The organism is Parabacteroides sp. FAFU027 (assembly GCF_022808675.1).
Taxonomy (GTDB): Bacteria; Bacteroidota; Bacteroidia; order Bacteroidales; family UBA7332; genus CAXXIC01.
Genome location: NZ_JAKZKV010000007.1, coordinates 151062 through 177081, shown reverse-complemented (window position 1 = coordinate 177081; position 26020 = coordinate 151062). Strand labels below are relative to the sequence as shown.

The following is a 26020-nucleotide window of genomic DNA, read 5'->3' as shown; positions in this document are numbered from 1 at the left end:
GAAAGCGCACAAAAGTAACTAAAAATTAAAAGGTAAGTCCGATACCTGCTATAAAATTGAAACTTTGGGCGGGCATTCCATACCAAAGGTCATATTTTTGAAACAAAAGGTTGTTCAATTGAGCAAAGGCAGAGACTTTTTTATTGAACGCATACCGGCTGCCGATGTTCAGGCTGCTGATGGGCTTCATAGATACGGTTTCGTCATTCACCAAAGCGTATCTGCCCGATGCCAGATAGTAATTCATTTGCGCTGAAACCTTTTCAGTTAAATGAAAATCGCCGTCAAGAGATAATTCGAGGTCCGGTTTTCCCCAGGCTTTGGTTTTAGCAGTGATTGTTTCTTCCGGATCTGCTTTATAGCTGTATTTCATTAGTTTGAATGTCAGGTCGGCGATTTTATCATATTTATATTCAGCCAATAATCCGATTTTGGTCTGTTTGATCACAGTCTGATGCGGAGTCAGCACGTTTATTCTGTTGCCGGTTTGCTCCGAGGTCATGAAATAGTCCTCACCGGATTTGTATCCGGTCAATAATTCAAATCCGAAACCCGGTACAGCATTGGTGCGGAAGCTGATAGTTGCATCAAGCGGAGTGAAAGTATCTTTCAGGCGCATGGCAGGATTGAGATAGCGGTATTCAGCATCGGTTTGTTCGAATGAATAAATCTTAGAACCTCCGCCAAACTCACCGATCAGGAAAAAACGGTCGGCAAACTCCCATTTACCGGAAATGCTGGGGGCTAAGTGGATTACATTCTTTTTAGCGAATTCAAATTCTGATTTCAAACCTAAGCGCACGTTGTATTTTTCACCTTCGAAGTCGATGTGTGGAGTGAATTCAAACAACCCATAATTCTCCGGTTTGTATATTTCCTCCACTTCCAGCGCTTTGTCAGTTTGGTAAACGAAATTATTCAATCCAAAATCCAGTCCTATGCGGGAGTTTTCCATGAATCTGCCGGAGATTTCACCTTCAATCAAGATGTGATGCTCCCGGTTGCCGCTAAGGCTGTCTATAGCACTTAATTTTTTACCGAGAAATCCGTATTTGACCATTGCTTTGTATTCCAGAACGCTGTCTTCCAGAGAATGCATTTCTCCTTGCAAAAACAGACGGTTATGGATTTGATGATCGTTGTAAATAGGGACATGTAACAGGGTGTAACGGACAAGAGATGGCTGTCCGAAGTAGTTAAATGCCGAATGTTTGTAACCACCGGATATTTCAAGGGCTGATTTTTCGAATTCATGACCGTAATTTCCCTGCAAAGCATTGTCAGTAGAGAATACAGTGTTTTCATCTCCGGTTTGTTTGATCTTACGGGTGTCGTTGATAAGCCGGTGGTCAAATGTCAGCGAAAGTTTATTGGCCGCATCATTGACCAACAGGATTCCACCGTTGCCGTAGGTGTTAGTTTGTGCACCGGCACCGAGGTTGAGGTAGCCTTTCTGCTCCGAAAAGTCAGGGCGTCCCATCTTTTTTTCCGGTTGAATGGTCTTCCACTGGGTCGGGTAGGCCAAATCCAGTGCGTTGAACTGGTATTGCACGGGAGACTTGGTTGCTTTGGCTTCTGTCACCTGTGGCAACTGGTCGATACGCGATGCATCCTTGAATACCGGCTTAAATTCCCGCTCCAGTACCATTTGACGGTTAAGGGTTGAGTCTTTTGCAGCCGCTTTCTTTTGTGCCTGAAGAGTTACCGAAGCAGCCAGAGCCATGCAGGCTATATATATTACTTTCTTGTTCATTGCTGTTACTTTTATCTTTGTTCTGACGTTTGACTTTACGTATCACTTAAAATGTATTACGTATAACCTATTCTGCTGCCTGTTCCACTTTCGGCAGTCGCTCTTCAATCATTTTGGCAATCTCTTCGTCTTTCTCCTTGTAGTTGTTTTTCAAACTCAGGAGATACTGTTTCGCCTGGAAGAGGTCGTCATTTTTGATGTAAATGTCCACCAACAGGATAAAGCTCTTCGCCAGCCAGTGTTGTTGAGGTGTTCCTTTGTTGATGAAATCGGTAATTTCCGATTCAGCTTTAGGCAGGCTACCGATGTTGAAGTAATATTCCGCCAGCAGGTATTTCGATTCTGCCCCGAAGGCGCTGCGGGTATCTTTAGCCAGGGTAGTCAAATCAGCAACGACAGTCTGGTTTTGGTTTAAAGCCAGATTTGATTTGGCACGATAGTAAATGCATTCCGTTTTCAATTCTCCTTTGGTGGCAGGGTCAGCAAGAAGCTTCGTAGCCAGAGCAGAAGCGTCTGCATATTTATTGGTCAACCATGCACAACGCAAACGGGCAACACGGGCGTCTGTTTTTGTCTTTTGTGCAATGGCTTTTTGCTCCAGTTGCTGGTATAGTGTGTCAGCCTTGGCATAATCGGCTTTGTTGAAGCTGATTTCTGCCGCAGAACGCAATGCGCCTTCGGTAAATTTATTGTCCGGACGACTCAAAATGCTTTCCAGATAGGGGAGGGCATCGTCGTATTTCTTGTTTTCAATTGCCATATTGGCCATATAGTAGTTGGCATTGAGTGAGAAGGCTCCATCCGGAAAGCTCTTTAGATATTTAGTGAAGCTGGTCTGGGCAGAAGTTTTATTGCCTTTCATATAGACCTTTTCAGCTCCGAAATACATCAGCGAATCCTGCTCTGTTGCGGAGAAGTTGACATTTCCACCCAACGTTTTGAGGAAATCGGCATATTCGTCGATACGGTTTTGGTCTTTGTAGATTCGTTTCAAATCCTCATTAGCCACATTGGCTTCATCGCTGCCCGGAAATGAAGAGATAGTTTTCTTATACCATTCGATTGATTTCTCCGTATTGCCCATACCGAAGTAGAGCATCGCCATTTGCACGCCGGCATCACGGGTAAGCGGACTTTGAGGATATTTTTCCGTCAACAGCTGATAGGTTTGTAGTGCCTGGCTGTTGCGGTCGGAGAGTTCGTAAGCTTTGGCCTTTTCATAAAGCGCATCATCGGCATATTCCGATTGCTCGTTTTTGATGATTTTATCCAGCAGGCTGATTTTAGCATTGTATTGCTTCTGAATGCCGAGCATCTGAGCCTGTTGGAACATGGAATAGTCAGCAGCCTGAGGGGAAATGCGCCCCGCTTTTGCATAATTGCTTTCAGCAGCAGCATAATCGCGCTGTAGGTAACGGCAATCACCGATTCGGTTGGTCGCATCGGCAATCAGGTCATTGTTGCTTTTCTCCAGATTGAGGAACTGCTCAAATGATTTTTGCGCTTTGCCAGTTTCTTGTTGTTTGTATTCGGTATAGCCGAGGTTGTAGTAGGCCAATGCCTGGTTTTGCTTGTTGGCGCCGGTTGTATTGCTGAGGTAAACCTGATAATCGTTGCCGGCTTTGTTTATTTGGTTCTGACGATAATATGCTTCACCGCGCCAGAAGTAGGCTTCGGCGAATGCTTCACTATCCAGTTTGCCCATATCGATGGCACTGTTCAGTTTAGCAATGGCTTCATCGGGTTGCCCGTTGATGAGCATCTGCGCACCAAGCTGGTAAAGGATGCGTTGTTTGGCAGCCAGGATTTTGGAGTTTGGTTGTTTGATTTTATTGATTTTCTCCAAAGCCAACGGATAGTTTTTCGAAGTCAGATAAACTTCAGATAAACTACTGCTGACTTTGTCGGCATAAATGGATTCCGGAAATTCGTTGAGGAATTGCTCAAACGACGATACCGATTCATCAAATGGTGAATAGGCAGTTTCATGAACGAGCATGGCATAATTGTAGAGTGCCACCTCTTTCACCTGCATGTTTGCCGTTGATTTGGAAGCCGACTCAAACGCCATTAGTGCACTTTTTTTATTGCCGGTTTTCAGGTAGCAGTTGCCCAGGTAGTAGAATGCTGATTGGTTTAGCGTCTCTTCTTTACCGGTCGCCAGTTTCAGGTAGTTGATGGCTTTTCCGTAATCTCCATTCTGGTAAATGGCTGTTCCGAGAATCAGCATGCTGGCTTGCAGCGGAGTTTTATCCTTCTCTGCATACGAGGTGAGATAGGTTACTGCTTTGTTGGTATTGTGTTGGTAGTAATAGCTTTCACCGACGATGCGATACAATTCGCTTAAACGGTAGTTGTCCTGAGTTTGAGTAATCAGGCCTTCACCCGCAGAAATTGCCGCGTCGAAATTGTGTTTGACAAAGTAAATCTGAGTCAGGTAGAAGCGGGCGTTTTCACTGAATTCAGGATTATTCTTCACTGCTTCAAAACCGCTTACCGCCTGGTCGAACTGTTTGTCCCGATAATCAAACCACGCCAGATAATAGGTGGCAGCTTCAGCGTATTTAGGGCTGTTGTGTTGCAATTCACGCATCAGCTTTAGAGCCTCCTGTTCTTTTTTTTCGGCTATATAGGCATAAGCCAGGCGATACTGACAGTCGGCTTTTTCCTCTTTATCCAGAAATTCGGTCTTCACCTCACGAAGCGTACTTATGGTCTCTTCAATCTCGTTTTTGTAAAATGAAAGCGTCCCCAGCAGAAACTTAACCCGGTCCACATGACGTGAATCCGGATGTTTACGTAAAAAGGTTTCGAGTTGGTTCCTGGCTGTTTCTTCTCCGGTCTGGAAAGTAGCAGCGGCCAACATATAGTCGGTTTCACTTAACAAGTTTGTCTGAACAGCTGATGAACGGTATTTTTGCAGTTGCTCTATACAACCGGCAAAGTTTCCGTTTGCAAACATCTCTTTTCCCTGATAAAATAAGGCTTCTTTACCTGTCATTCCGTACGCAGCCGGATGCTGTGCAGAAGATAATCCTACGGACATGGTAAGTGATGCGGCAATCAATATTTTCTTCATGAGGATTTATTTCTTTGTTGAATAAATACTTGCGTGTTAATGAGGGAGGCCAACAGGTGGTCTGATTGCAAATGTAGCTGAAAAAGTTGAGGCAACGGGTCGCATAACCTCTGCTTTTTCAGTTACATTTAAAGGAATAAACGAAGAAGAAGGCCGGAAAGTACAAATTCCGGAGTAGTTTATTTTAATCTTTCGGCAAGGAAGCGTTCCAACCCCTTGCGAACGGAAACTAATCCGAATTCAGCCGGGTTGATTTTATCTAATGGAGCAAAGAACGATTCTTCCACATCGTCATTGGCTTGCAGCTTAGTCGCATCTTCTACCTGAATGGCGAAAAACATATCTAATGTATGCACCTCAAAGTCGGAGTAAACATACCGGTTGGGGAGTGAAAATTGGTATTGCAGCGCTTTTGTCTTAAGGCCGGTCTCTTCTTCGACCTCGCGCATGATAGCCTCTTCGCCGGTTTCGTCCATATCTACAAATCCACCGGGAAGATCCAGCGTCCCTTTGGCCGGATCGTGTGCCCGACGGCAAACCAACAGTTCACCCTTTTCGTTCAGGATAAAGGCTACGGTAGCCGATGAGGGATTGAAGTAATAGATAAATTCGCAATCGTCGCACTTATAGGCTTTGAAATTGTGTTCGTGGAAAGTGGAAGAGCCGCACTTGGGGCAGTGCTTGAATTGATGCAGTGGGTGTTTCATAATGTATAGATTGCTAAACCTCCAAGGTTTTTAAAAACCTTGGAGGTTTGGAAACAAACGGATTAAAAACAAAAAAAGAGGTAATCCAACGGAAAACCTCTTTTTGTGCGGATGAAGGGACTCGAACCCCCACGCCTCACGGCACCAGATCCTAAGTCTGGCGCGGCTACCAATTACGCCACATCCGCTTCGGAATTGCGTTGCAAAGGTAGCGCTATTTTTCAAACCTGCAAATTATTTTTTCATTTGAAATGCGATGGATAAAGGGTTTTGTGTCTTGTTGTCTTGATTATCATTGGTTTATTGAAGTGAAAAGTTTTTCATTTCAGGTGATTTTTTTTTCAGAGCCATAAACATTGTATTCGTGTTTTCTATTCAATCGGCACATAAATTTCTGTTTTTAGTTTCTCCGGAGCGGTAACTTTGGGGTTACTGATGTATTTTTCGAAGCAGGGAGCATCGCGCAACGTGCAGCCGCTACCCGGAAGCCAGTGGCCGAAGATGGTGTCGTACACCGCACCCAAATTGTTGTAGCTGCCCTGATAGAGGAAAATCGCATACTTGCCGCCGCTGATGGTTTTGATGCCGACTTCACCCGATGGTGTGGCTGTTTTCTTAATGATCAGACAGATGTCGGTACGCAACTTATCGCTTTCGGTCACCTTCGGGTCGTCGTGATAGACGCAGATATGCTCAATGCCTGCGCTGAAGAGTTTTTGTTCCTTTACACATCCCCATAGTTTGGTATAAGCACTTTCGAAATCAAGCGACGAATACTCTCCCGTTTGACGGATGTAGAGCGCTGTCTTTTCTTCCAGTTCTTTAATCTTGGGAGCTTTCAGGTTCAATTCGGTGTTAATGATTGCCGGTTTCATAATGATAAAGTTTTTATTGTTTCGAAATTCGGTAGGTGAGATACCGTAATACTGATTAAACACTTTGGTAAGGGAAGAGGGAGAATCGTACCCTACACTGAAGGCAATTTCCTGCACCGGCAAGTCGGTATAGCGCAGTGAGCGAGCCGCCTTTTCCACCCTGAGTCGTCCGATGTAAGCGCCAAGCGGCTCCCTCAGGAATGCTTTTACGATGCGATGGAAGTGATAGGGTGACAGATTGCACATTTGCGCCAGCCTGTTGAGGTCCAGTTCATCCTCCAGATGTTCGTTGATGTATTCGGTCAGGCGGTCGATGCGCCGGACATATTCGATACGGGTGTCGGGTTTCGGATTCATCTTGTTTATTTTGATAAAAACAAAGGTACAACAGGTTTCCTCGGAATACTTTTCCAATCTTGCTGTTTTTGATTTAAGAATTGAGCGGGCAGGAACAGAATGATAATTGGTGATTTCCCAATTTGCTCTATATTTGCAGCGTTTGAAAAATCATACCCTTTCTATCTATAAGCCATCAAGTTTAAAATTCTGTACAATTACAAAACCATGAAGAAACAAAATTTCTGCAACTATGTCATAGCGTTATTTCTAGTATTGTTGATTGGGTGTAATAAGGAAGACGGGAATAATAATGTCCCCAGAACGGTTAAGTTTATGGTCATTTCCGATATTCATTATTTTGCCCCTTCTCTGTTTAGCCTTCCGGCAAATGCCAATTTGCAATCCCTTTTGACAGCTGACCGCAAATTACTATTGGAAAGTAGAGCGATTCTACAAAATGTATTGGCAGATGTATTGGTCGAGAAACCCGACTTTCTGCTTGTAACGGGCGATTTGACTAAAGACGGGGAGAAGGTTGACCATCAGGCGGTAGCCACTCTTTTCAAGACGTTGACAGATAAAGGTATTCAGGTGCTGGTCGTTCCGGGAAATCACGATATAGATAATCCGGCAGCCTCCGGTTTTGTGGGTTCTTCACAGACATCGGTCGCCAATATATCAGCTGTTGATTTTGCCTCTATTTATGCCAATTGTGGTTATGCCAATGCGATTGAACGGGATACCGCCTCGTTGAGTTATCTGTCCGAACCTGTCAATGGAGTGTGGGTATTAGGAATTGATGCTTGTCATTATTTTCCCCTTCGTGAGTCTGCTGGAAGTATTTCGGAGCATACACTCTCCTGGGTAAAATCCGTCATTGCTCAGGCCAAAGTGCAAAATAAGATTTTGTTGACCATGATGCATCATGGTATGGTGGAGCATTTTGCCGGAGAGGGGAGTCTTTTTCCCGATTATCTGATTTCCGATTGGGCGAATATCTCTACCTCCCTGGCCGATATGGGGATGAATGTCGTTTTTACCGGGCATTTCCATGCTCAGGATATTGTTAAGAAGAGTGGCGCGGCAGGTTTTATCTATGATGTGGAAACCGGAAGTACGGTTACTTCGCCGTGCCCTTATCGCATAGTTACTCTAAATACCGTCGATAATACCTTGAAAATCGAGTCAAGATACATTGATAATGTTACTTTCAGTACAATTCCCGCGGGAACCTCTTTTCAGCAATATGCCAAAGATTACCTGAGTGTCGGTATGAAAACGCTTGCCGGTAATATGTTGACCGGTTCACCCCATAATCTGTCACAGACTACCATTAGTTATTACGGACTTGACCGGATATTAGCGAATGCTTTGATGGCTCACTATGCCGGTGATGAATCACCTACAGTTGTTGATAATAGCGACATTCAGACGGTTGCCGGAGTGGTACCAACCCTTGCATTTGTGACTCAAAGTATATGGACAGACCTCCCCCCGGCTGATAACAACATAACGATAAATCTGAACACCGGAGTTGCTATGGCAAATTAGCCAATAAGCAATCAGTCTGAATTATGAGGCGGAGCAATAGTTTCCGCCTTTTCTATTTTTACCCCCCAAATGCTGTTTTTGTTATCTTTTTTACTACTCAGAAATACCCTTGCTCTACTGTTGTTGTACTCTTTATATACTCCTGATAGGATGTTTTCCCAGAGATATCTCAGTGTTATCCCAGTAATATCCCTGTGATGTTTCTGTTTAATTATAAACTGAAATATCTCTGGTATATATATGGAATTACTCAGTTTTTGCTAAATTTGTAAATCTTGTATAGAGTATAGCAAGATACTTACAATCGTATAGGAATACCCGCCTTTCATGTCACATAGTGTCTCCGATGATGGGCGACTGTGTGATTCTCTGTTTCATTTAAAATGAATGTTATCTCAAAAACTGACGATTATGGCAAAAGTAAAAGGAGTAAACCTGATGACCGGCACCATTGGCGGTATCACGATGTACACGATGAAGGGACATGATGGGGTTATCGCCCGTGCAAAAGGGGGCCCGAGTAAATCCAAGATAAAACGTTCGGCCAGTTGTGCAATGGTGCGCTTGAACAATGCCGAATGGGTGGGCTGCACCAAGATGGGAAGTGCTGTGCGGACGGCTTGCTATACGGGCAAGCGACTGGCAGACTACAATACTTCCGGACCGATGAATGCCCTGATGAAACAGATACAGAAACTGGACGAATCGGCAGCGTTGGGGAGCCGGGGCATCTACCTGTCGAAATACAAGGCGGTGATTTCGGGCTTCAACTTTAATAAATACCACCCGTTTGACTCAGTGATGAAGGTGGCTCCGCATTGGGCTCTTGACCGACAGGCGATGAAGGCAACGGTGACCATTCCCGCATTCAGTGGCGTGGTGTCGCTCAATAATTTTACCAAACTCCCCCTCTTCCGTCTTGCCGCATCACTGGGTGTCGTGCCCGATATGAAAGGGTATAACGCTAAGTGGGTCGATTATTCGCCAGTGGGCTGCAGCAATGGATTCTGGTTACGGGAATCGACCACCGAATGGACCTCTGCTAAGGCTTCATTCTCCGAACAGGTACTGGAACTTGATCTGAGCGAATATGCCAGCCAGCTGACTGATCACGATACGCTCATTCTTTGTGTCGGGATTGAGTTTGCTTCCTTGGGTCCGACCGGACAACCGATGCAGGAGAAATATGCGGGTTGCGGTAAGGTGTTGGAGGTGGGGTGAGTGAGAGATACGATGTTTTTATAAGTTGAATTGCAAAATGATTCGAAAATGAGGCGATTAGTTGGGTTGGTTGGTGCTTTTCTTATAGCCATTTTAATAGCAAATGCTTCTTCGGGACAAACAACGGATATGTTATATCTGAATTATGTTGCCGCTATAAATAACGAAAGTACATTTCAATATTTCGTAGTAGTCAAAGCAAAAAATGTCAATACAGGACAGGTTAGGGAATATTGCACAAAAGGAGACTTCATAAAGGGGGCTCTACATCGGGAATATCATCTTGGGTATGATGATTTAAGCATACGAAAAGTAAAGTTGTTGGCTTTAGAAAATAAAGCGAGGTATTTTACATTTAAGAACGATAGTGCTATCTGGAATATTGGTGGATCCTGGGAGTATTCGATGGATGAATTACATCAACTTGAGCAGAACGTAAACTTTGATTCACTGGCTGTAGAAATAAAAAGAAGAAAGAGTTGGTCTAAGCAAATATCAGATGATAAGATGATGCTTTTATACGCACATGCTTTATTCAACAGAGGTGTTTTAACCGGAGAAAATAATTGCTTTGGAGGTATACTTGAATATGTAGATGAGAATACGAAGGAGTTTAATTACTAGAGGTTCAGTGAAACGACAACGCCCGACCTTCAAATCAGAAAGCCGGGCGCTGTCATATAATCTTTATCCCTGAACCGCTAAAGACTGAATGTGCATTTCAATATCAGCCGGTCCCATGTAAATACGTTTCTTGAACGCTTTGTATTTCTCTGAAGCCTTAGACTTGTGCATCGCATAGTCTGCCCAATCGTAAAGCTGCCAGCCAAGTCCGTGCTCGATAGTGAGCTTGTCAATCTGGTATTCAAAACGCTTCTTGCGATTTTCTTCCAGATAATCTAATGCCCGTTTCAATAGACCGACATGACTTCTGCGTTCGTAATCCACAATGTGGGCAATCTCGTGCGCCAGTACGCCAATCTGGGCGTTAAGAGGTACATCTTTCATCAGTACGCCGCTGAAATTCTCCTTTTTATTGATACGGATAATGTATTTACGACGGGCATGGGATTTGCTTTTACGGATAGTAAAGATGGACGGTATGGCAGGGCGGCAGGTTGCTGTCGTTTCCAGATTGGAATACTTCACCTTGATAGGGGTATTCCTCAGTTCCGGATAATATGAGAGTGCAGCAAGCATCTGTAATTTATACTCGTCGGGACAATCCAACTGAGTGGCGTAATCCTGAAGCAGGTCTTTTTGCCACGTTTCGGTTACGTCCAGCTTTTTATCAGCATGGACCGCACAGATGCGTTGAATAGATACTCTTTGAAATAAAGAGCGAATGAGAGAATTAAATACCATTGTAACCATTGAAAACCAGAAAAATAAGATAGGTCAAAGATAAATTAATTGTCAAATGTTGATTCCCGTCAAAATGCTTTTTTAACCACAACTGAATTGATTGGCTCGCTTTTAAATGACTATTGTGTTATCGTAGTGAATTTTGGATGAACGAAAGCTGAGGAAATATCTGATTGGGGATTGTAGTTGGGGTATGCATGGCCGATACGGTTGGGCGTTGTTTAGAATTCAGGTGCTATAAATTCTTATAGTCAACAATGATTCTACTTTTAATAAAAGCCTGAAATGTATTATTAAATATAGGTGCAAATGAGATATACCTCAAATATTCAAGTAAATTTGTGATTCAATACTTCTCGTGAGATGTGTTTTTTTTGAGACTTTTTAGGATTATCTTTGGTTAACCCGAACTCTTGATATTTTATTATGAAACGATTTTGCCTTCGATTTTTGTGCTTGGTGATTTTTATTTGTTGTGGTATTCATTTTTCTGTATATGGTGAGAATGCTTTGACGTTTCCTGCAAGTCAGTCTTTTACGGTAGTGGACGGGCAGTCTGGTGGGGTAAATAAAACTTCAGCTGCAGCGGTCATTTCCGACCAATATAAATGTGATGGTGATAAGATTACCACGGTTAATTTTTCTGGTTTAAGCAATCCTACGTGGACTATTGATAACGCGACCATATGGACAGGCCCGGCTTCCGGGGCCGGAACCATTCCTAATAGTTATGTCGTTAAAAATATAGGCAATACCATTGCCCGGGGAATAATCTCTGTTTATCAGAATGGGACTTTTTATACCAGTTTTAGCATTTATGTTTATCCCAAACCATTAGTAAATACAATAGGCGACATTGTCACCTGCAATAATCAGACTCAACCTAAAATTGAATTTACAAGTCCGCAGGAAGGGACTTTATTTTCCTGGACGATTAGCAATCCCGGGATAGGATTGGGGCTTTCACCTAGCGGAGTTGGTAGTATTCCTGCATTTACTGCGGTTAATAACACCAATGCTCCTGTATCTGCTACCGTAACGGTTTCATCCCTGAACCAGGCTAATTGCCCGGGCTCATCCACTTCATTCAATATTACGGTTAATCCTTCTGAGGATATGGATCAACCTTTAGATGTTGTTTCCTGTAATGATCAGTTTGCCAGTGTCGATTTCACGACTCCCGTTATCACCGGTACAACCACTTATTCGTGGACTAATGATAACACTAATATAGGATTGGGATCGTCCGGTAGCGGTAATATTTTCTTTATTACCAAAAACGCAGATACCAAACCTTTGATCGCTAATATCACTGTCACTCCTTACAATGATGAAGGATGTCCGGGGGTATCCAAATTATTCAAAATTACAGCAAATCCGACTTCGCAGGTCAATCAACCTGCAAACCAGACTATTTGCAATAACGAACCGGTGTCAGTCAAATTCTCAACTGTGAATACAGGCGGAACGACTACTTATTATTGGGAAAATACGAATTCAACTATCGGTCTGCCGATCTCAGGAAGTGGTGACTTTTCGTTTAATGCCATCAATAATGGAACCACACCGGTTACAGCGACTATTGTGGTTACGCCCACTTATTACAACGATGGTAAAAGCTGTACCGGAGCTGCTAAAACTTTTACGATCACGGTCAATCCCTCGGGACAAGTCAATCAGCCCAAAGATGTAACCGTGTGTAACGGACAGTTTACGACGGTGAATTTTGATACCGATAAAAAAAACGGAACCACCACCTACAACTGGTCAAACAACAATACGGCTATCGGATTGTCAGCATCGGGAAGCGGGAGTGTTGAATTTACCGCTCAAAATCAGAGCACATCTCCGATGAAAGCAACGATTACCGTAACACCGGTTTATGAAAACGGCGGGGTAAGTTGTACCGGGCAATCCAAAACATTTACGATCACGGTCAATCCCGTTGCCCAGGTGAATAAGCCGGAAGATATCAGGGTGTGTAGTGAGCAGGTTACTTCGGTCAATTTTACAACCTTAAATACCGGTGGTAGCACGACTTATACCTGGACTAACAATAATCCCTCCATTGGCCTTCCGTCAACAGGTAACGGTGACATCTCATTTATTTCTACAAATACATCGACCGCACCGGTCACCGCTCTCATAACCGTCACCCCGACAATTACCAATGGGGGAATAAGTTGTACAGGGGCATCGAAAACATTTACGGTTATAGTCAATCCGGGGGCACAGGTTAATCAACCGGCCGATATGGTGGTTTGTAATAATCAGATTACCGGTGTGGATTTTGAAACGGAGAATAGTAACGGTACGACTTCTTACACCTGGTCAAATAACAACATCAGCATCGGTCTGGCATCAAGTGGTACCGGAAATATCAACTCTTTTGTAGCCCGCAATTCGACAACAGCGCCTATCACGGCACAAATTACCGTTGTACCCACATATAATAGCGGAGGGCAGATTTGTACCGGTCTCGAAAAAAGCTTTAAGATAACGGTTAACCCTGCAGCTCAGGTGAAGCAGCCTGAAAATGAGGTGGTTTGCAACGAACAACCCCTTTATATTGACTTCGGGACTGATAATATGGGAGGAACTACCACTTATAGCTGGAAAAATGATAATCCGGCCATTGGACTTGCAGTATCGGGAACAGGAAATCTCTCCTTTATTACAAAAAATACCGGGACAATGCCTCAAACGGGCACCATCACCGTGACGCCGATCTTTACTAATGGGGGAGCAAGTTGCACCGGTGAATCGAAGACTTTTACCATTACGGTAAACCCCCAGTCGGCACAAGTCAATCAACCGTCCGATTTGGTGGTGTGTAACAATCAGTTTACTTCGGTCAACTTTTCAACTCTGAATACGGGAGGTATTACTACTTATACCTGGACCAACGATAAACCAGGTATCGGACTCGCAGCTTCCGGAGATGGAAATATAACATTTACGGCGCAAAATACCGGATCAATTCCATTGATAGCAACCATTATGGTGACGCCGAGTTATACTAATGGTGGAATAACCTGTATGGGTGTAACCAAAACATTTAAAATAACGGTAAATCCAACTGCACAGGTTAACCAACCGGCAGATGTATCAGTATGCAATAACCAGACAGCCTCTGTCGCATTTAATACGGTGAATGCCACAGGGACAACAACTTATAGCTGGACAAACGATAATCCGGCTATCGGTCTCTCTTCAAGTGGAACGGGTGATATTTATTCATTTACTGCATTTAACAGCGGCACGGCACCGATTACGGCAAATATAACCGTTACACCTACATATAAAAATGGAGAAACGAGTTGTTCAGGTTCATCGAAGACTTTTAAGATTGTCGTTAATCCTACCGGACAAATGATCCAACCTAATAGTATTGTGTCCTGCAACAATCAGGTAACCGCCGTTGACTTTTCATCAATGAATACCGGTGGGATGACCTCATATACCTGGACTAACGATAACCCGGAAATCGGTCTGGATGCTTCAGGAACAGGCAATCTGTCATTTTTAGCAAAAAATACAGGCTTTACACCGCTTACAGCTAAGATTACTGTTATTCCGTCATTTAATAACGGTGGGGCAGGATGCCAGGGATTATCCAAAACATTTACCATCACCATTAATCCGTCAGCACAGGTAAATCAACCATCCAATATGGTTGTCTGCAATGAGCAAGCGTGTGATGTAAACTTCGAAACGATCAACACCGGCGGCACCACCACCTATACCTGGACCAACGATACACCAGGCATCGGACTTACCGGATCAGGCTCGGGTAATATCAAGTCCTTCACAGCCCGCAATACGGGCACTTCCCCGTTGAAGGCCACCATCACGGTAACGCCGACTTATATCAATGGCGGAAGTTCCTGCAGTGGTCCGTCTAAAACCTTTACCATTACTGTGGATCCGTCAGCGCAGGTCGATCAGCCGGCTAACAAGATCCTTTGTAACGAGGAGCCGACCACCATCACCTTTACTACATCCAATGCGGGAGGAACGACGACCTACAGCTGGACCAACGATAACTTAGCGATTGGTCTGCCAGCCACCGGAAGCGGCAATTTGTCCTTCATGACCCGCAATAGTGGCACTACACCCCTTACTGCTAACATAGTGGTCACTCCAACCTTCAGTAATGGTGGAGTTAGTTGTACGGGTAATCCGAAAGCATTTACCATCACGATAAATCCAGTATCCGCCCAGGTTGATCAGCCCGCTGATATAGTTCTTTGCAATAATGAATCCGGTGTGGTTGAATTTAGAACCATCAACAGCGGCGGGGAGACTACATATAGCTGGACCAACGACAAACCCGGTATCGGACTTGCAGCTTCTGGCACGGGTAACATTGCTTTTGTAGCACAGAATAACGGTTTGGATCCAGTATTTGCTACCGTATTGGTCACTCCAATCTATAAAAATGGGGATGCTGTGTGTACCGGCGTTGCCAAATCCTTTAAGATTACGGTAAATCCGGTAGCCCAGGTCAATCAGCCGGGCGATAAAATCGTCTGCTCGGGGGAAACGGCACAGGTCAGCTTTACGACTTCCAATACAGGAGGGACAACGACCTATAGCTGGTCGAATGACAATCCCCAAATCGGCTTGTCGGCCTCCGGAAGCGGCAACCTGTTATTTACGGCAGTCAATGGTACGACCAAACCCATGATCGCCAATATCCGTGTGGTTCCGACTTACAGCAATGGAGGCAATAATTGCAGCGGTCCGGCGCAGACCTTTACAATCACGGTAAATCCGGTGGGTCAGGTCTTCAAACCAGCAGATCTTGTGATGTGCAGTAACGAACGCAAAGCCATCAGCTTCAGCACGCAGAATAGTGGTGGAACGACTACCTATTCATGGACTAACAGTAATACCGAAATTGGCCTGGCGGCATCCGGAAACGGGGAAATCGTCTTTACGTCACAAAATAGCAGTGCCAAACCGATTACCTCTACCATCACTGTCACACCAACCTTTAATAACGGAATAACCTCTTGTGCCGGTTACCCGGAAACCTTCACCATCACCGTCAATCCGATTGCACAGGTGAACCAACCGGTGGATATGGTCGTCTGCAACGATCAGTTGAGCGATATCAATTTTGAGACCATTAACTCTGGCGGTACCACGACTTACACCTGGACCAACGATACCCCCGGTATCGGTCTGGCAGGTTCGGGCTCGGGAAGCATCAAATCCTTTACTGCACGCAATACGGGTACTTCCCCGTTGAAGGCCACCATCACGGTAACGCCGACTTATATTAACGGCGGTAGTTCTTGCTCCGGCCCGTCCAAAACCTTTTCCATCACGATAAATCCGTCAGCCCAGGTAGATCAGCCGTCCAATAAAATCCTTTGTAATGAAGAGCCGACTACCATTGGCTTTACGTCTTCTAATACCGGTGGCGCGACGACCTACAGCTGGACCAACGATAACATTGCGATTGGTCTTCCGGCATCGGGAAGCGGCAATTTATCCTTTATGACCCGTAATAGCGGTACTACTCCTCTGACGGCAAAGGTTGTGGTGACGCCGACCTTCAACAATGGCGGCACAAGCTGTACCGGTGAGTCGAAAGAATTTACCATCACGATAAATCCGGTATCTGCGCAGGTTAACCAGCCGGGCGATTTGGTACTTTGCAATAACCAGTCCGGCATAGTAGAATTCGGAACCATCAATAGTGGGGGAGAGACGACTTACAGCTGGACCAATGATAAACCCGGCATTGGCCTTGCAGCTTCGGGAACGGGTAATATCTCTTTTGTGGCACAGAATAGCGGTTCCGCTCCGGATGTTGCCACTGTAATGGTCACGCCCATCTACAAAAACGGAGACGCAGTGTGTACCGGCGTTGCCAAATCCTTTAAGATTACGGTGAATCCGGTAGCCCAGGTCAATCAGCCGGGTGATAAGATCGTCTGCTCGGGTGGAACGGCACAGGTCAGCTTTGCCACTATCAATACGGGAGGAACGACGACCTATAGCTGGTCAAATGATAATCCCCAAATCGGCTTGTCGGCATCCGGAAGCGGCAACCTGTCATTTACGGCAGTGAATGGCACTACCAAACCCATGACCGCCAATATCCGGGTGGTTCCGACTTACAGTAATGGAAGTAATAATTGCAGCGGTCCTGCACAGACCTTTACAATCACAGTAAATCCGGTAGGTCAGGTTTTCAAACCCGCAGATCTTGTGACGTGCAGTAACGAGCGCAAAGCCATTAGCTTCAGCACGCAGAATAGTGGTGGACCGACGACCTATTCGTGGACTAACAGTAATACCGAAATCGGTCTGGCGGCATTCGGAAGTGGGGAAATCGTCTTTACGTCACAAAATAGCAGTGCTAAACCGATTACCTCTACCATCACCGTTACACCAACCTTTAATAACGGAATAACCTCTTGTGCCGGTTACCCGGAAACCTTCACCATCACCGTCAATCCGGTTGCACAGGTGAACCAACCGGTGGATATGGTAGTCTGCAACGATCAGTTGAGCGATATCAATTTTGAAACGATCAACACCGGCGGCACCACGACTTACACCTGGACGAATGATACTCCTGGTATCGGCCTTGCGGGTTCTGGCTCGGGAAATATAAAATCCTTCACGGCACGCAATACGGGCACTTCCCCGTTGAAGGCCACCATCACAGTTACACCGACTTATATTAACGGAGGAAGTTCCTGTAGCGGGTCTTCCAAAACATTTACTATTACGGTAAATCCGCCAGCCCAGGTAGATCAGCCATCCAATAAAATCCTTTGTAACGAAGAACCGACCACCATTGCCTTTACGTCTTCTAATACGGGTGGCACGACGACCTACAGCTGGACCAACGATAACATTGCGATTGGTCTTCCGGCATCGGGAAGCGGCAATTTGTCCTTCATGACCCGCAATAGCGGTACGACCCCTCTGACGGCAAAGGTTGTGGTGACGCCTACCTTCAGTAACGGTGGAGTTAGTTGTACCGGTGACCCGAAAGAATTTACGATTACTATAAATCCGGTATCCGCCCAGGTTAACCAGCCGGGCGATCTGGTTCTTTGCAGTAACCAGTCCGGCGTAGTAGAATTCGGAACCATCAACAGTGGGGGAGAGACGACTTACAGCTGGACCAATGACAAACCGGGCATTGGCCTTGCAGCTTCGGGAATGGGTAACATCTCTTTTGTGGCACAGAATAACGGTTCCGCTCCGGAAATTGCCACCGTAATGGTCACGCCAATCTACAAAAATGGGGATGCTATGTGTACCGGCGTTGCCAAATCTTTTAAGATTACGGTGAATCCGGTAGCCCAGGTCAATCAGCCGGGCGATAAGATCGTCTGCTCGGGGGAAACGGCACAGGTAAGCTTTGCCACTACCAATACGGGAGGAACGACGACCTATAGCTGGTCAAATGATAATCCCCAAATCGGCTTGTCGGCCTCCGGAAGCGGCAATCTGTCATTTACGGCAGTGAATGGCACTACCAAACCCATGACCGCCAATATTCGTGTGGTTCCGACTTACAGCAATGGAGGCAATAATTGCAGCGGTATTGCACAAACCTTTACAATCACAGTAAATCCGGTGGGTCAGGTTTTCAAACCAGCAGATCTAGTGATGTGCAGTAGCGAGCGCAAAGCCATCAGCTTCAGCACGCAGAATAGCGGCGGAGCGACTACCTATTCGTGGACCAACAGTAATACCGAAATTGGTCTGGCGGCATCCGGAAGTGGGGAAATCGTCTTTACATCACAAAATGCCAGTGCCAAACCGATTACCTCTACCATCACCGTCACTCCAACCTTTAATAACGGTGTAACCTCTTGTGCCGGTTACCCGGAAACCTTCACCATCACCGTCAATCCGGTTGCACAGGTGAACCAACCGGTGGATATGGTAGTCTGCAACGATCAGTTGAGCGATATCAATTTTGAGACCATTAACTCTGGCGGTACCACGACTTACAGCTGGACCAATGATACACCTGGTATTGGCCTTGCGGGTTCCGGCTCGGGAAGTATCAAGTCTTTCACGGCACGCAATATGGGCACTTCCCCTTTGAAGGCCACCATCACAGTTACACCGACTTATATTAACGGAGGAAGTTCCTGTAGCGGCGATTCCAAAACCTTTACTATCACGGTAAATCCGTCAGCCCAGGTAGATCAACCATCCAATAAGATACTTTGTAACGAAGAGCCGACCACCATTACCTTTACCTCGTCCAATACCGGTGGTACGACGACCTACAGCTGGATCAACGATAACTTAGCGATTGGCCTTCCGGCATCGGGAAGCGGCAATTTATCCTTTATGACCCGTAATAGCGGTACGACTCCTCTGACGGCAAAGGTTGTGGTGACGCCGACCTTCAGCAATGGCGGCACGAGTTGTACCGGTGACCCGAAAGAATTTACGATTACTATAAACCCGCTATCCGCCCAGGTTAACCAGCCTGGCGATTTAGTTCTTTGCAATAACCAGTCCGGCGTAGTAGAATTCGGAACCATCAACAGTGGGGGAGAGACGACCTACAGCTGGACCAATGACAAACCGGGCATTGGCCTTGCAGCTTCGGGAACGGGTAACATCTCTTTTGTGGCACAGAATAACGGTTCCGCTCCGGAAATTGCCACCGTAATGGTCACGCCAATCTACAAAAACGGTGACGCGGTGTGTACCGGCGTTGCCAAATCCTTTAGAATCACGGTGAATCCGGTAGCCCAGGTCAACCAGCCGGGTGATAAGATCGTCTGCTCGGGGGAAATGGCACAGGTCAGCTTTTTCACTACCAATACGGGTGGCACGACGACCTATAGCTGGTCTAATGACAATCCCCAGATCGGCTTATCGGCCTCCGGAAGCGGCAACCTGTCATTTACGGCAGTGAATGGTACGACCAAACCCATGACTGCCAATATCCGGGTGGTTCCGACTTACAGTAATGGCGGCAATAATTGCAGCGGCACTGCGCAGACCTTTACAATCATGGTAAATCCGGTGGGTCAGGTCTTCAAACCAGCAGATCTTGTGATGTGTAGTAGCGAGCGCAAAGCCATCAGCTTCAGCACGCAGAACAGCGGAGGAACGACTACCTATTCGTGGACCAACAGTAATACCGAAATCGGCCTGGCGGCATCCGGAAGTGGGGAGATCGTCTTTACGTCACAAAATAGCAGTGCCAAACCGATTACCTCTACCATCACCGTCACACCAACCTTTAATAACGGCATAACCTCTTGTGCCGGTTACCCGGAAACCTTCACCATCACCGTCAATCCGGTTGCACAGGTGAACCAACCGGTGGATATGGTAGTCTGCAACGATCAGTTGAGCGATATCAATTTTGAGACCATTAACTCTGGCGGCACCACGACTTACAGCTGGACCAATGATACACCTGGTATTGGCCTTGCGGGTTCAGGCTCGGGAAGTATCAAATCCTTCACTGCGCACAATACGGGTTCTTCCCCGTTGAAGGCAACTATTACAGTAACGCCGACTTTTATAAATGGAGGAAGTTCGTGCAGCGGCGATTCCAAAACATTTACGCTCACCATAAATCCGGCGCCGCAAATGGACCAACCTGCAAACCGAACCTATTGTAACGAGGAGCCGACTACGGTTGATTTTACCACGATGAATACCGGCGGAACGACTACCTATAGCTGGACAAACAATAATACCGCGATTGGTCTTCCGGCATCAGGTACCGGTAATTTGTCCTTCATGACAAGTAATACCGGTACGGCACCGGCAACGGCGACTATTGTGGTAACCCCAACCTATACCAATGGAGGAATCAATTGCTCTGGTACCCCCAGAACATTTACCATTACCGTTAATCCGGTGACCGCACAGGTTAATCAACCGGCAGATTTGGTATTGTGTGACAATCAGGCCGGAGTGGTCGATTTTACTACTGTAAATAGCGGCGGTGAAACATCCTATATCTGGACCAATGATAAATCCGTTATCGGATTAGCGGCTTCAGGATCCGGAAATATTTCATTTACGGCAAGAAATTACGGAATAGCACCGGTGACTGCCACCGTAATGGTTACGCCGGTTTACAAAAACGGTGATGCAACCTGTACCGGAGTTGCTAAATCTTTCAGGATAACAGTAAATCCGGTGGCGCAGGTTAATGACGTGACGGACAAGGTTATTTGTAACGGACAAACCACTGCGGTTGAGTTTTCTTCCACGAATGCAGGCGGAGCAACCATCTATTCGTGGACCAATGATAATCCGAATATCGGATTACCGACATCGGGTAATGGCGGTCTGACTTTTACCGCATTGAACACCGGAACAAAACCAATAACGGCTCACATTACGGTTACGCCATCTTTCGGCACAGGGAGCAACCTTTGTCCCGGAGTGGCAAAAACGTTTAGCATTACGGTAAATCCTACCGGACAGATCAATAAACCGTCCAACATCGTTATGTGTACCAATCAAACGGCGGCTGTGGATTTTTCTACGCTCAATACTGCCGGAACCACTTCATACTCCTGGACAAACAGTAACACCGAAATCGGGTTGTCCGCATCGGGCAGTGGTAACATTTCATTCACGACCCAAAATAGCGGTACAAAACCGGTAACGGCAACCATTACGGTGACCCCGACATTTACCAATGGAAGCGCCTCTTGCCCCGGTATTGCAGAAACCTTCACCATTACGGTCAATCCGGTGGCTCAGGTCAACCAGACGGCGGAACAGGTCGTGTGCGACGGACAACCGGTTAATGTGAATTTCTCTACGGCAAATACAGGAGGGGTTACTTCTTATTCTTGGACCAATGATAATTCTGCAATCGGATTAACCGCAACGGGTAGTGATAATTTGTCATTTATAGCCCGCAATAATACGAAAGCACCGGTTAAAGCAACCATTACAGTAACTCCTGTCTTTATTAATGGCGGTGAAATCTGTTCCGGATCGGCTAAAACCTTTACCATTACGGTAAATCCGGTGGCACAGGTCAACCAACCGGAGAATCACCTGCTCTGCAACGAAGAACCGACAGTGATTGATTTCTCAACAACCAATACCGGTGGAATAACGACCTATACCTGGACCAATGATAACACAGCTATCGGATTATCAGCTACCGGTTCGGGTAAGTTGTCTTTTGTAACTAAAAACACGGGAACGGTTCCGCTTACGGCAACAATTACCGTTATACCTGCTTTCAACAACGGTGGAACAAGTTGTACCGGAGAGGCGAAATCATTTACCATTACCGTCAATCCACTCAAAGCGCAGGTGAATCAACCTGAAAACCGGGTGATTTGTAATGAGGAACCTGTTTCTATCGGATTTTCTACTCAGAATACCGGAGGTACTACTTCTTATTTCTGGACGAATGATAATCCGGCAATCGGATTGGATGCTTCAGGAACAGGTGATATTTCATTTATCGGACGTAATACCGGAACTTCTCCGGCCACAGCTGTGGTTATGGTAACCCCGACTTATACAAACGGAGGAACAACCTGTACCGGAGTTGCCCAATCGTTTAAGATTACCGTCAATCCTACAGCGCAGATCAATCAGCCATTGGATGTTCTGGTTTGCAATAACCAGTCTGCCGGAGTGAATTTCTCCACCCAAAATACCGGAGGAACTACTACCTATTCCTGGAAAAATGATAATCCTGCTATCGGTCTTTCAGCAAATGGAAGTGGTAACATCTCTTTCCTGGCTAAAAATACAGGGACACGTCCCCTTACAGCCAATATCATTGTTACACCGACATTCAGTAACGGAGGCGTAAGCTGCACGGGAGATGAGGTCTCTTTCAAAATAACCGTGAACCCAACAGCTCAGGTTAATCAGCCCGAAAATGTGGTGTCCTGCAACGGTCAGGAGACGCTGTTTGATTTTATTACAGTAAATACCGGCGGAGCAACAACCTATTCCTGGACCAACACCAATACGAACATTGGATTACCATCTTCGGGAAGCGGGAATTTGTCATTTACTGCTCGAAATCCGGGAACTGCGCCTATATCATCATACGTCACCGTTACACCTACTTTCACGAATGGTAACAGCGGATGCCCCGGGGCATCAAAGACCTTTAAGGTGATTATTAATCCTTCTGCTCAGGTTAATCAGCCCGATAATGATGTGGTTTGTAATAACGATGTGTTGTCTGTTGATTTTAGTACGATAAACAACGGAGGTACCACAACTTATTTCTGGACCAATGATAATACGACGATAGGACTGGCTCCAAACGGTGTAGGCAATATCGGTCAGTTTACCGTTCAGAATTCAGGAAATATTCCGGTAAAAGCTACCGTTACGGTTACTCCTGTCTATAGTAACGGGGGCATGAATTGCGACGGATCTACCAAAACATTTACCATTACCGTTAATCCGATACCATCGGTTATCTCTTCGCAGAAGGTTTCGATTTGTAGTGGAAGTAAGTTTACGGTGGTACCGATGAGTAGCAGTGATAATCTCATCCCGGAAGGAACGCTTTACACCTGGACAGCTCCTGCTATCAATCCTGCCGGAACCATTACCGGAGGTTCGGCTCAGAATTCTGCCCAACCGTTGATTAGCCAGACGCTGACCAATCATTCCACACAGGTTGCAACGGCAATATATACCGTAACTCCTGTGTTTGGTAGTTGCCGTGGTAATTCATTTCCGGTTACTGTGACTGTATTGCCGTCGCCTAATGTCGAGTTCTCCAAATCAAACCAGACGGTTTGCTCGGGAGAAAGTACGGCTCCGGTTGATTTAACCAGCCGGACTACCGGGAATGTGAAGTTTGACTGGGTGGCTAATATTCCGACGGGCGTTACCGGTGTAATAGAGTCCGGGACCAATATTATTCCGGTGCAAAACCTGGTCAACAATACAAGCGGTCCGCTAACGGTAACCTATTTGGCCAAAGCTACATTTGAAAATGATATGGCTTGTTCGGGTGCCGTTTCCGAATACTCGGTTACGGTTAATCCTTCGTTCTCGGTTTCAACCAATGTCTCGGGTTATAAAGGTTATAATGTTAGTTCATTCGGAGGAAAAGATGGATGGGTCAATGTCTCGGCTACCGGTGGAAATGGACAGTTTACTTATTACTGGACAGGCCCCTACGGATTTACCAGCACTCAACAGAATCTGACCGGATTGTCGGCAGGGACCTATAATCTGAGCGTGAGTGACAAAATTTCCGGCTGTACGAAGACTGTTCCTGTGACGTTGATTCAACCTCAGTTGTTAAGTGTTACGACAGCTACTACGCCGATTGTATGTTATGGGGCTAACGATGCTACCATTAAGGTAAATGTAACCGGAGGTATTGCACCTTATCAGATTCAATGGAGTAATTCCGGTACAGGTCCCTACCAGGAAAACCTTGCTGCAGGTGATTATAAAATCACGGTGACAGATGCTTCCGGCATTCAGAAAATTGTAACTGTTAATATCCCGGAAGCTCCGGTGTTTACAGTAGATCCGGTCGTGAAAAATGTAACGCAGCCAGGCGCTGGTGACGGTAGTATCACACTGAATATTACCGGAGGTAAGGCACCTCTGTCGATTCTGTGGAGTGATAATGGAACCGGAGAGGTTCGTTCCAATCTCAAAGCGGGAACATATGCTGTGACAATCAATGATGGAACGCCATGTTCGATTGTCCGGTCATTTGTCATCCGGGAGCCTCAGGAACTAATATTGTCGGCTGAAATCACCCACGTCACCGAATGCAAGGCCGCCAATAGCGGAATGATTAACCTGACCGTATCCGGGGGAATGACTCCGTATCGTTATATCTGGTCAAACGGTGCAACTTCAGAAGATTTGATAAATGCAGCCGCAGGGACTTATCAGGTGACTGTCACCGACGCCAACGGTTATCTGAAAACAATGAAATTCGAGATACTCCGCCAGTCGGCAATGACAATTAATATCGCACAGAACACGACCATAAACTGCGATACCAAAACGCTGCGTAAAGTTTGTACTGTGCAAGTGACCGGCGGGGTTGCTCCATACAGGTTGACCTGGTCAGGCGGGACGGTCAGCGGAGTCAATAATGAAATCATGACAACGGGCCAAAGCGGCACCTATACACTTCAGGTGACAGATGCATCGGGGTGTACGACTTCTTCCTCATTTAACGTGACTGTGCCAACGCAAATAATCGATTACCAGGTGTCGGATTGTAAAAATCGCGTGTACCAGTTTAATGCTTTAGCGCAAAATGATACCAACGGTGACATGACCTATTTCTGGGACTTTGGAGATGGCTACAGCAGCACGCTCAAAAATCCGAAGCATACCTTTGCTACCCAGAATAGCTATAAAGTCCGGTTGACTGTAACAACGCCGGATTGTAGCGGCACCTTCGAAAAAACGATAGTTACAGAAGAGACACCGGTGTTATCTCTGAGTCAGGAGCCTGCATATTGTCCAGGAGACTCTGTTTTAGTCCGTGTCTTAGGTGCAAATGCTTACGAATGGGAGAATGGTTCTACAGCCGATAGCATTTGGATTAATAAGGAGGCAACTTATACCGTTAAAGGAATTTCAAAAGGAGGATGCCTCTCATATCTAAGCTTTAAATCGACGAGTTTAGGTTCCTATAACTATTCCATCCAGACGGATAAAGAAGAGCTCAGTACTGATAATGCGACTCTCAGGCTGAAGGCAGAGGAAGTTCCTTCTTCGCTTTATTACTGGGATTTGGGGGATGGTACGACTATGTCTGGAAATGATCTTACCCACACCTATACCATACCTCAGGAGGGATACTTTGATGTCCGGTTAAGAGTAATCAATCCAAACGGTTGTGTGGAATATGTGACAAAACGCATTCTGGTTACTCAATCCTCTACATCTATTCCTAACACAATTACGCCTGATGGAGATGGTGTTAATGATGTGTTTATGAAAGGCTCTCACGTCCAGGTCTATAACCGTAACGGAATCCTCTTATACGATGGGACCGAAGGGTGGGATGGCACTTACAAAGGTAAAGCGGTGTCGAATGATACGTATTTCTACGTGTTGGAGTATATGTTAGGTTCCGGAATGAAATATAAATCGGGTTATATTACCGTTGTTCGATAATTGT

9 protein-coding genes and 1 tRNA gene are annotated in these 26020 nt (G+C 45.7%); 4 read left to right on the top strand and 6 right to left on the bottom strand.

Features of this window, described 5'->3' with window-relative positions:
- Positions 1 to 25 precede the first annotated feature (25 nt).
- The 5 genes from MLE17_RS12355 to MLE17_RS12335 form a co-directional block, all read right to left on the bottom strand.
- A complete protein-coding gene (locus tag MLE17_RS12355) occupies positions 26 to 1753 on the bottom strand; it encodes a TonB-dependent receptor (protein ID WP_243349015.1) in 1728 nt (575 codons plus the stop codon).
- A 67-nt stretch (positions 1754 to 1820) separates the two neighbouring features.
- Positions 1821 to 4832, bottom strand: a complete 3012-nt coding sequence (locus MLE17_RS12350; protein WP_243349014.1) for a tetratricopeptide repeat protein — start codon at positions 4830 to 4832, stop codon at positions 1821 to 1823.
- A gap of 179 nt (positions 4833 to 5011) precedes the next feature.
- Positions 5012 to 5539, bottom strand: a complete 528-nt coding sequence (locus MLE17_RS12345) for an NUDIX hydrolase (RefSeq protein WP_243349013.1) — start codon at positions 5537 to 5539, stop codon at positions 5012 to 5014.
- A 106-nt stretch (positions 5540 to 5645) separates the two neighbouring features.
- Positions 5646 to 5727: transfer RNA gene (locus MLE17_RS12340), tRNA-Leu, on the bottom strand.
- A gap of 183 nt (positions 5728 to 5910) precedes the next feature.
- Positions 5911 to 6771, bottom strand: a complete 861-nt coding sequence (locus MLE17_RS12335; protein ID WP_243349012.1) for a GyrI-like domain-containing protein — start codon at positions 6769 to 6771, stop codon at positions 5911 to 5913.
- 207 nt (positions 6772 to 6978) lie between these two features.
- On the opposite strand from MLE17_RS12335, the gene MLE17_RS12330 reads away from it, so the two are divergent.
- From MLE17_RS12330 to MLE17_RS12320, 3 genes are all read left to right on the top strand, one after another.
- Positions 6979 to 8304, top strand: a complete 1326-nt coding sequence (locus tag MLE17_RS12330; RefSeq protein ID WP_243349011.1) for a metallophosphoesterase family protein — start codon at positions 6979 to 6981, stop codon at positions 8302 to 8304.
- Between the two features lie 411 nt (positions 8305 to 8715).
- Positions 8716 to 9525: a hypothetical protein gene (locus tag MLE17_RS12325; RefSeq protein WP_243349010.1), complete on the top strand. Its 810-nt coding sequence runs from the start codon at positions 8716 to 8718 to the stop codon at positions 9523 to 9525.
- Positions 9526 to 9573: 48 nt separating this feature from the next.
- A complete protein-coding gene (locus MLE17_RS12320) occupies positions 9574 to 10149 on the top strand; it encodes a hypothetical protein (protein ID WP_243349009.1) in 576 nt (191 codons plus the stop codon).
- Between the two features lie 63 nt (positions 10150 to 10212).
- On the opposite strand, the gene MLE17_RS12315 is transcribed toward MLE17_RS12320, so the two are convergent.
- Positions 10213 to 10890 (bottom strand): hypothetical protein, encoded by a 678-nt coding sequence (locus tag MLE17_RS12315; protein WP_243349008.1) that lies wholly within the window; start codon positions 10888 to 10890, stop codon positions 10213 to 10215.
- A gap of 510 nt (positions 10891 to 11400) precedes the next feature.
- Here MLE17_RS12315 and MLE17_RS12310 point away from each other — a divergent pair.
- Positions 11401 to 26016 (top strand): PKD-like domain-containing protein, encoded by a 14616-nt coding sequence (locus MLE17_RS12310; RefSeq protein ID WP_243349007.1) that lies wholly within the window; start codon positions 11401 to 11403, stop codon positions 26014 to 26016.
- The last annotated feature ends 4 nt before the right edge of the window (positions 26017 to 26020 follow it).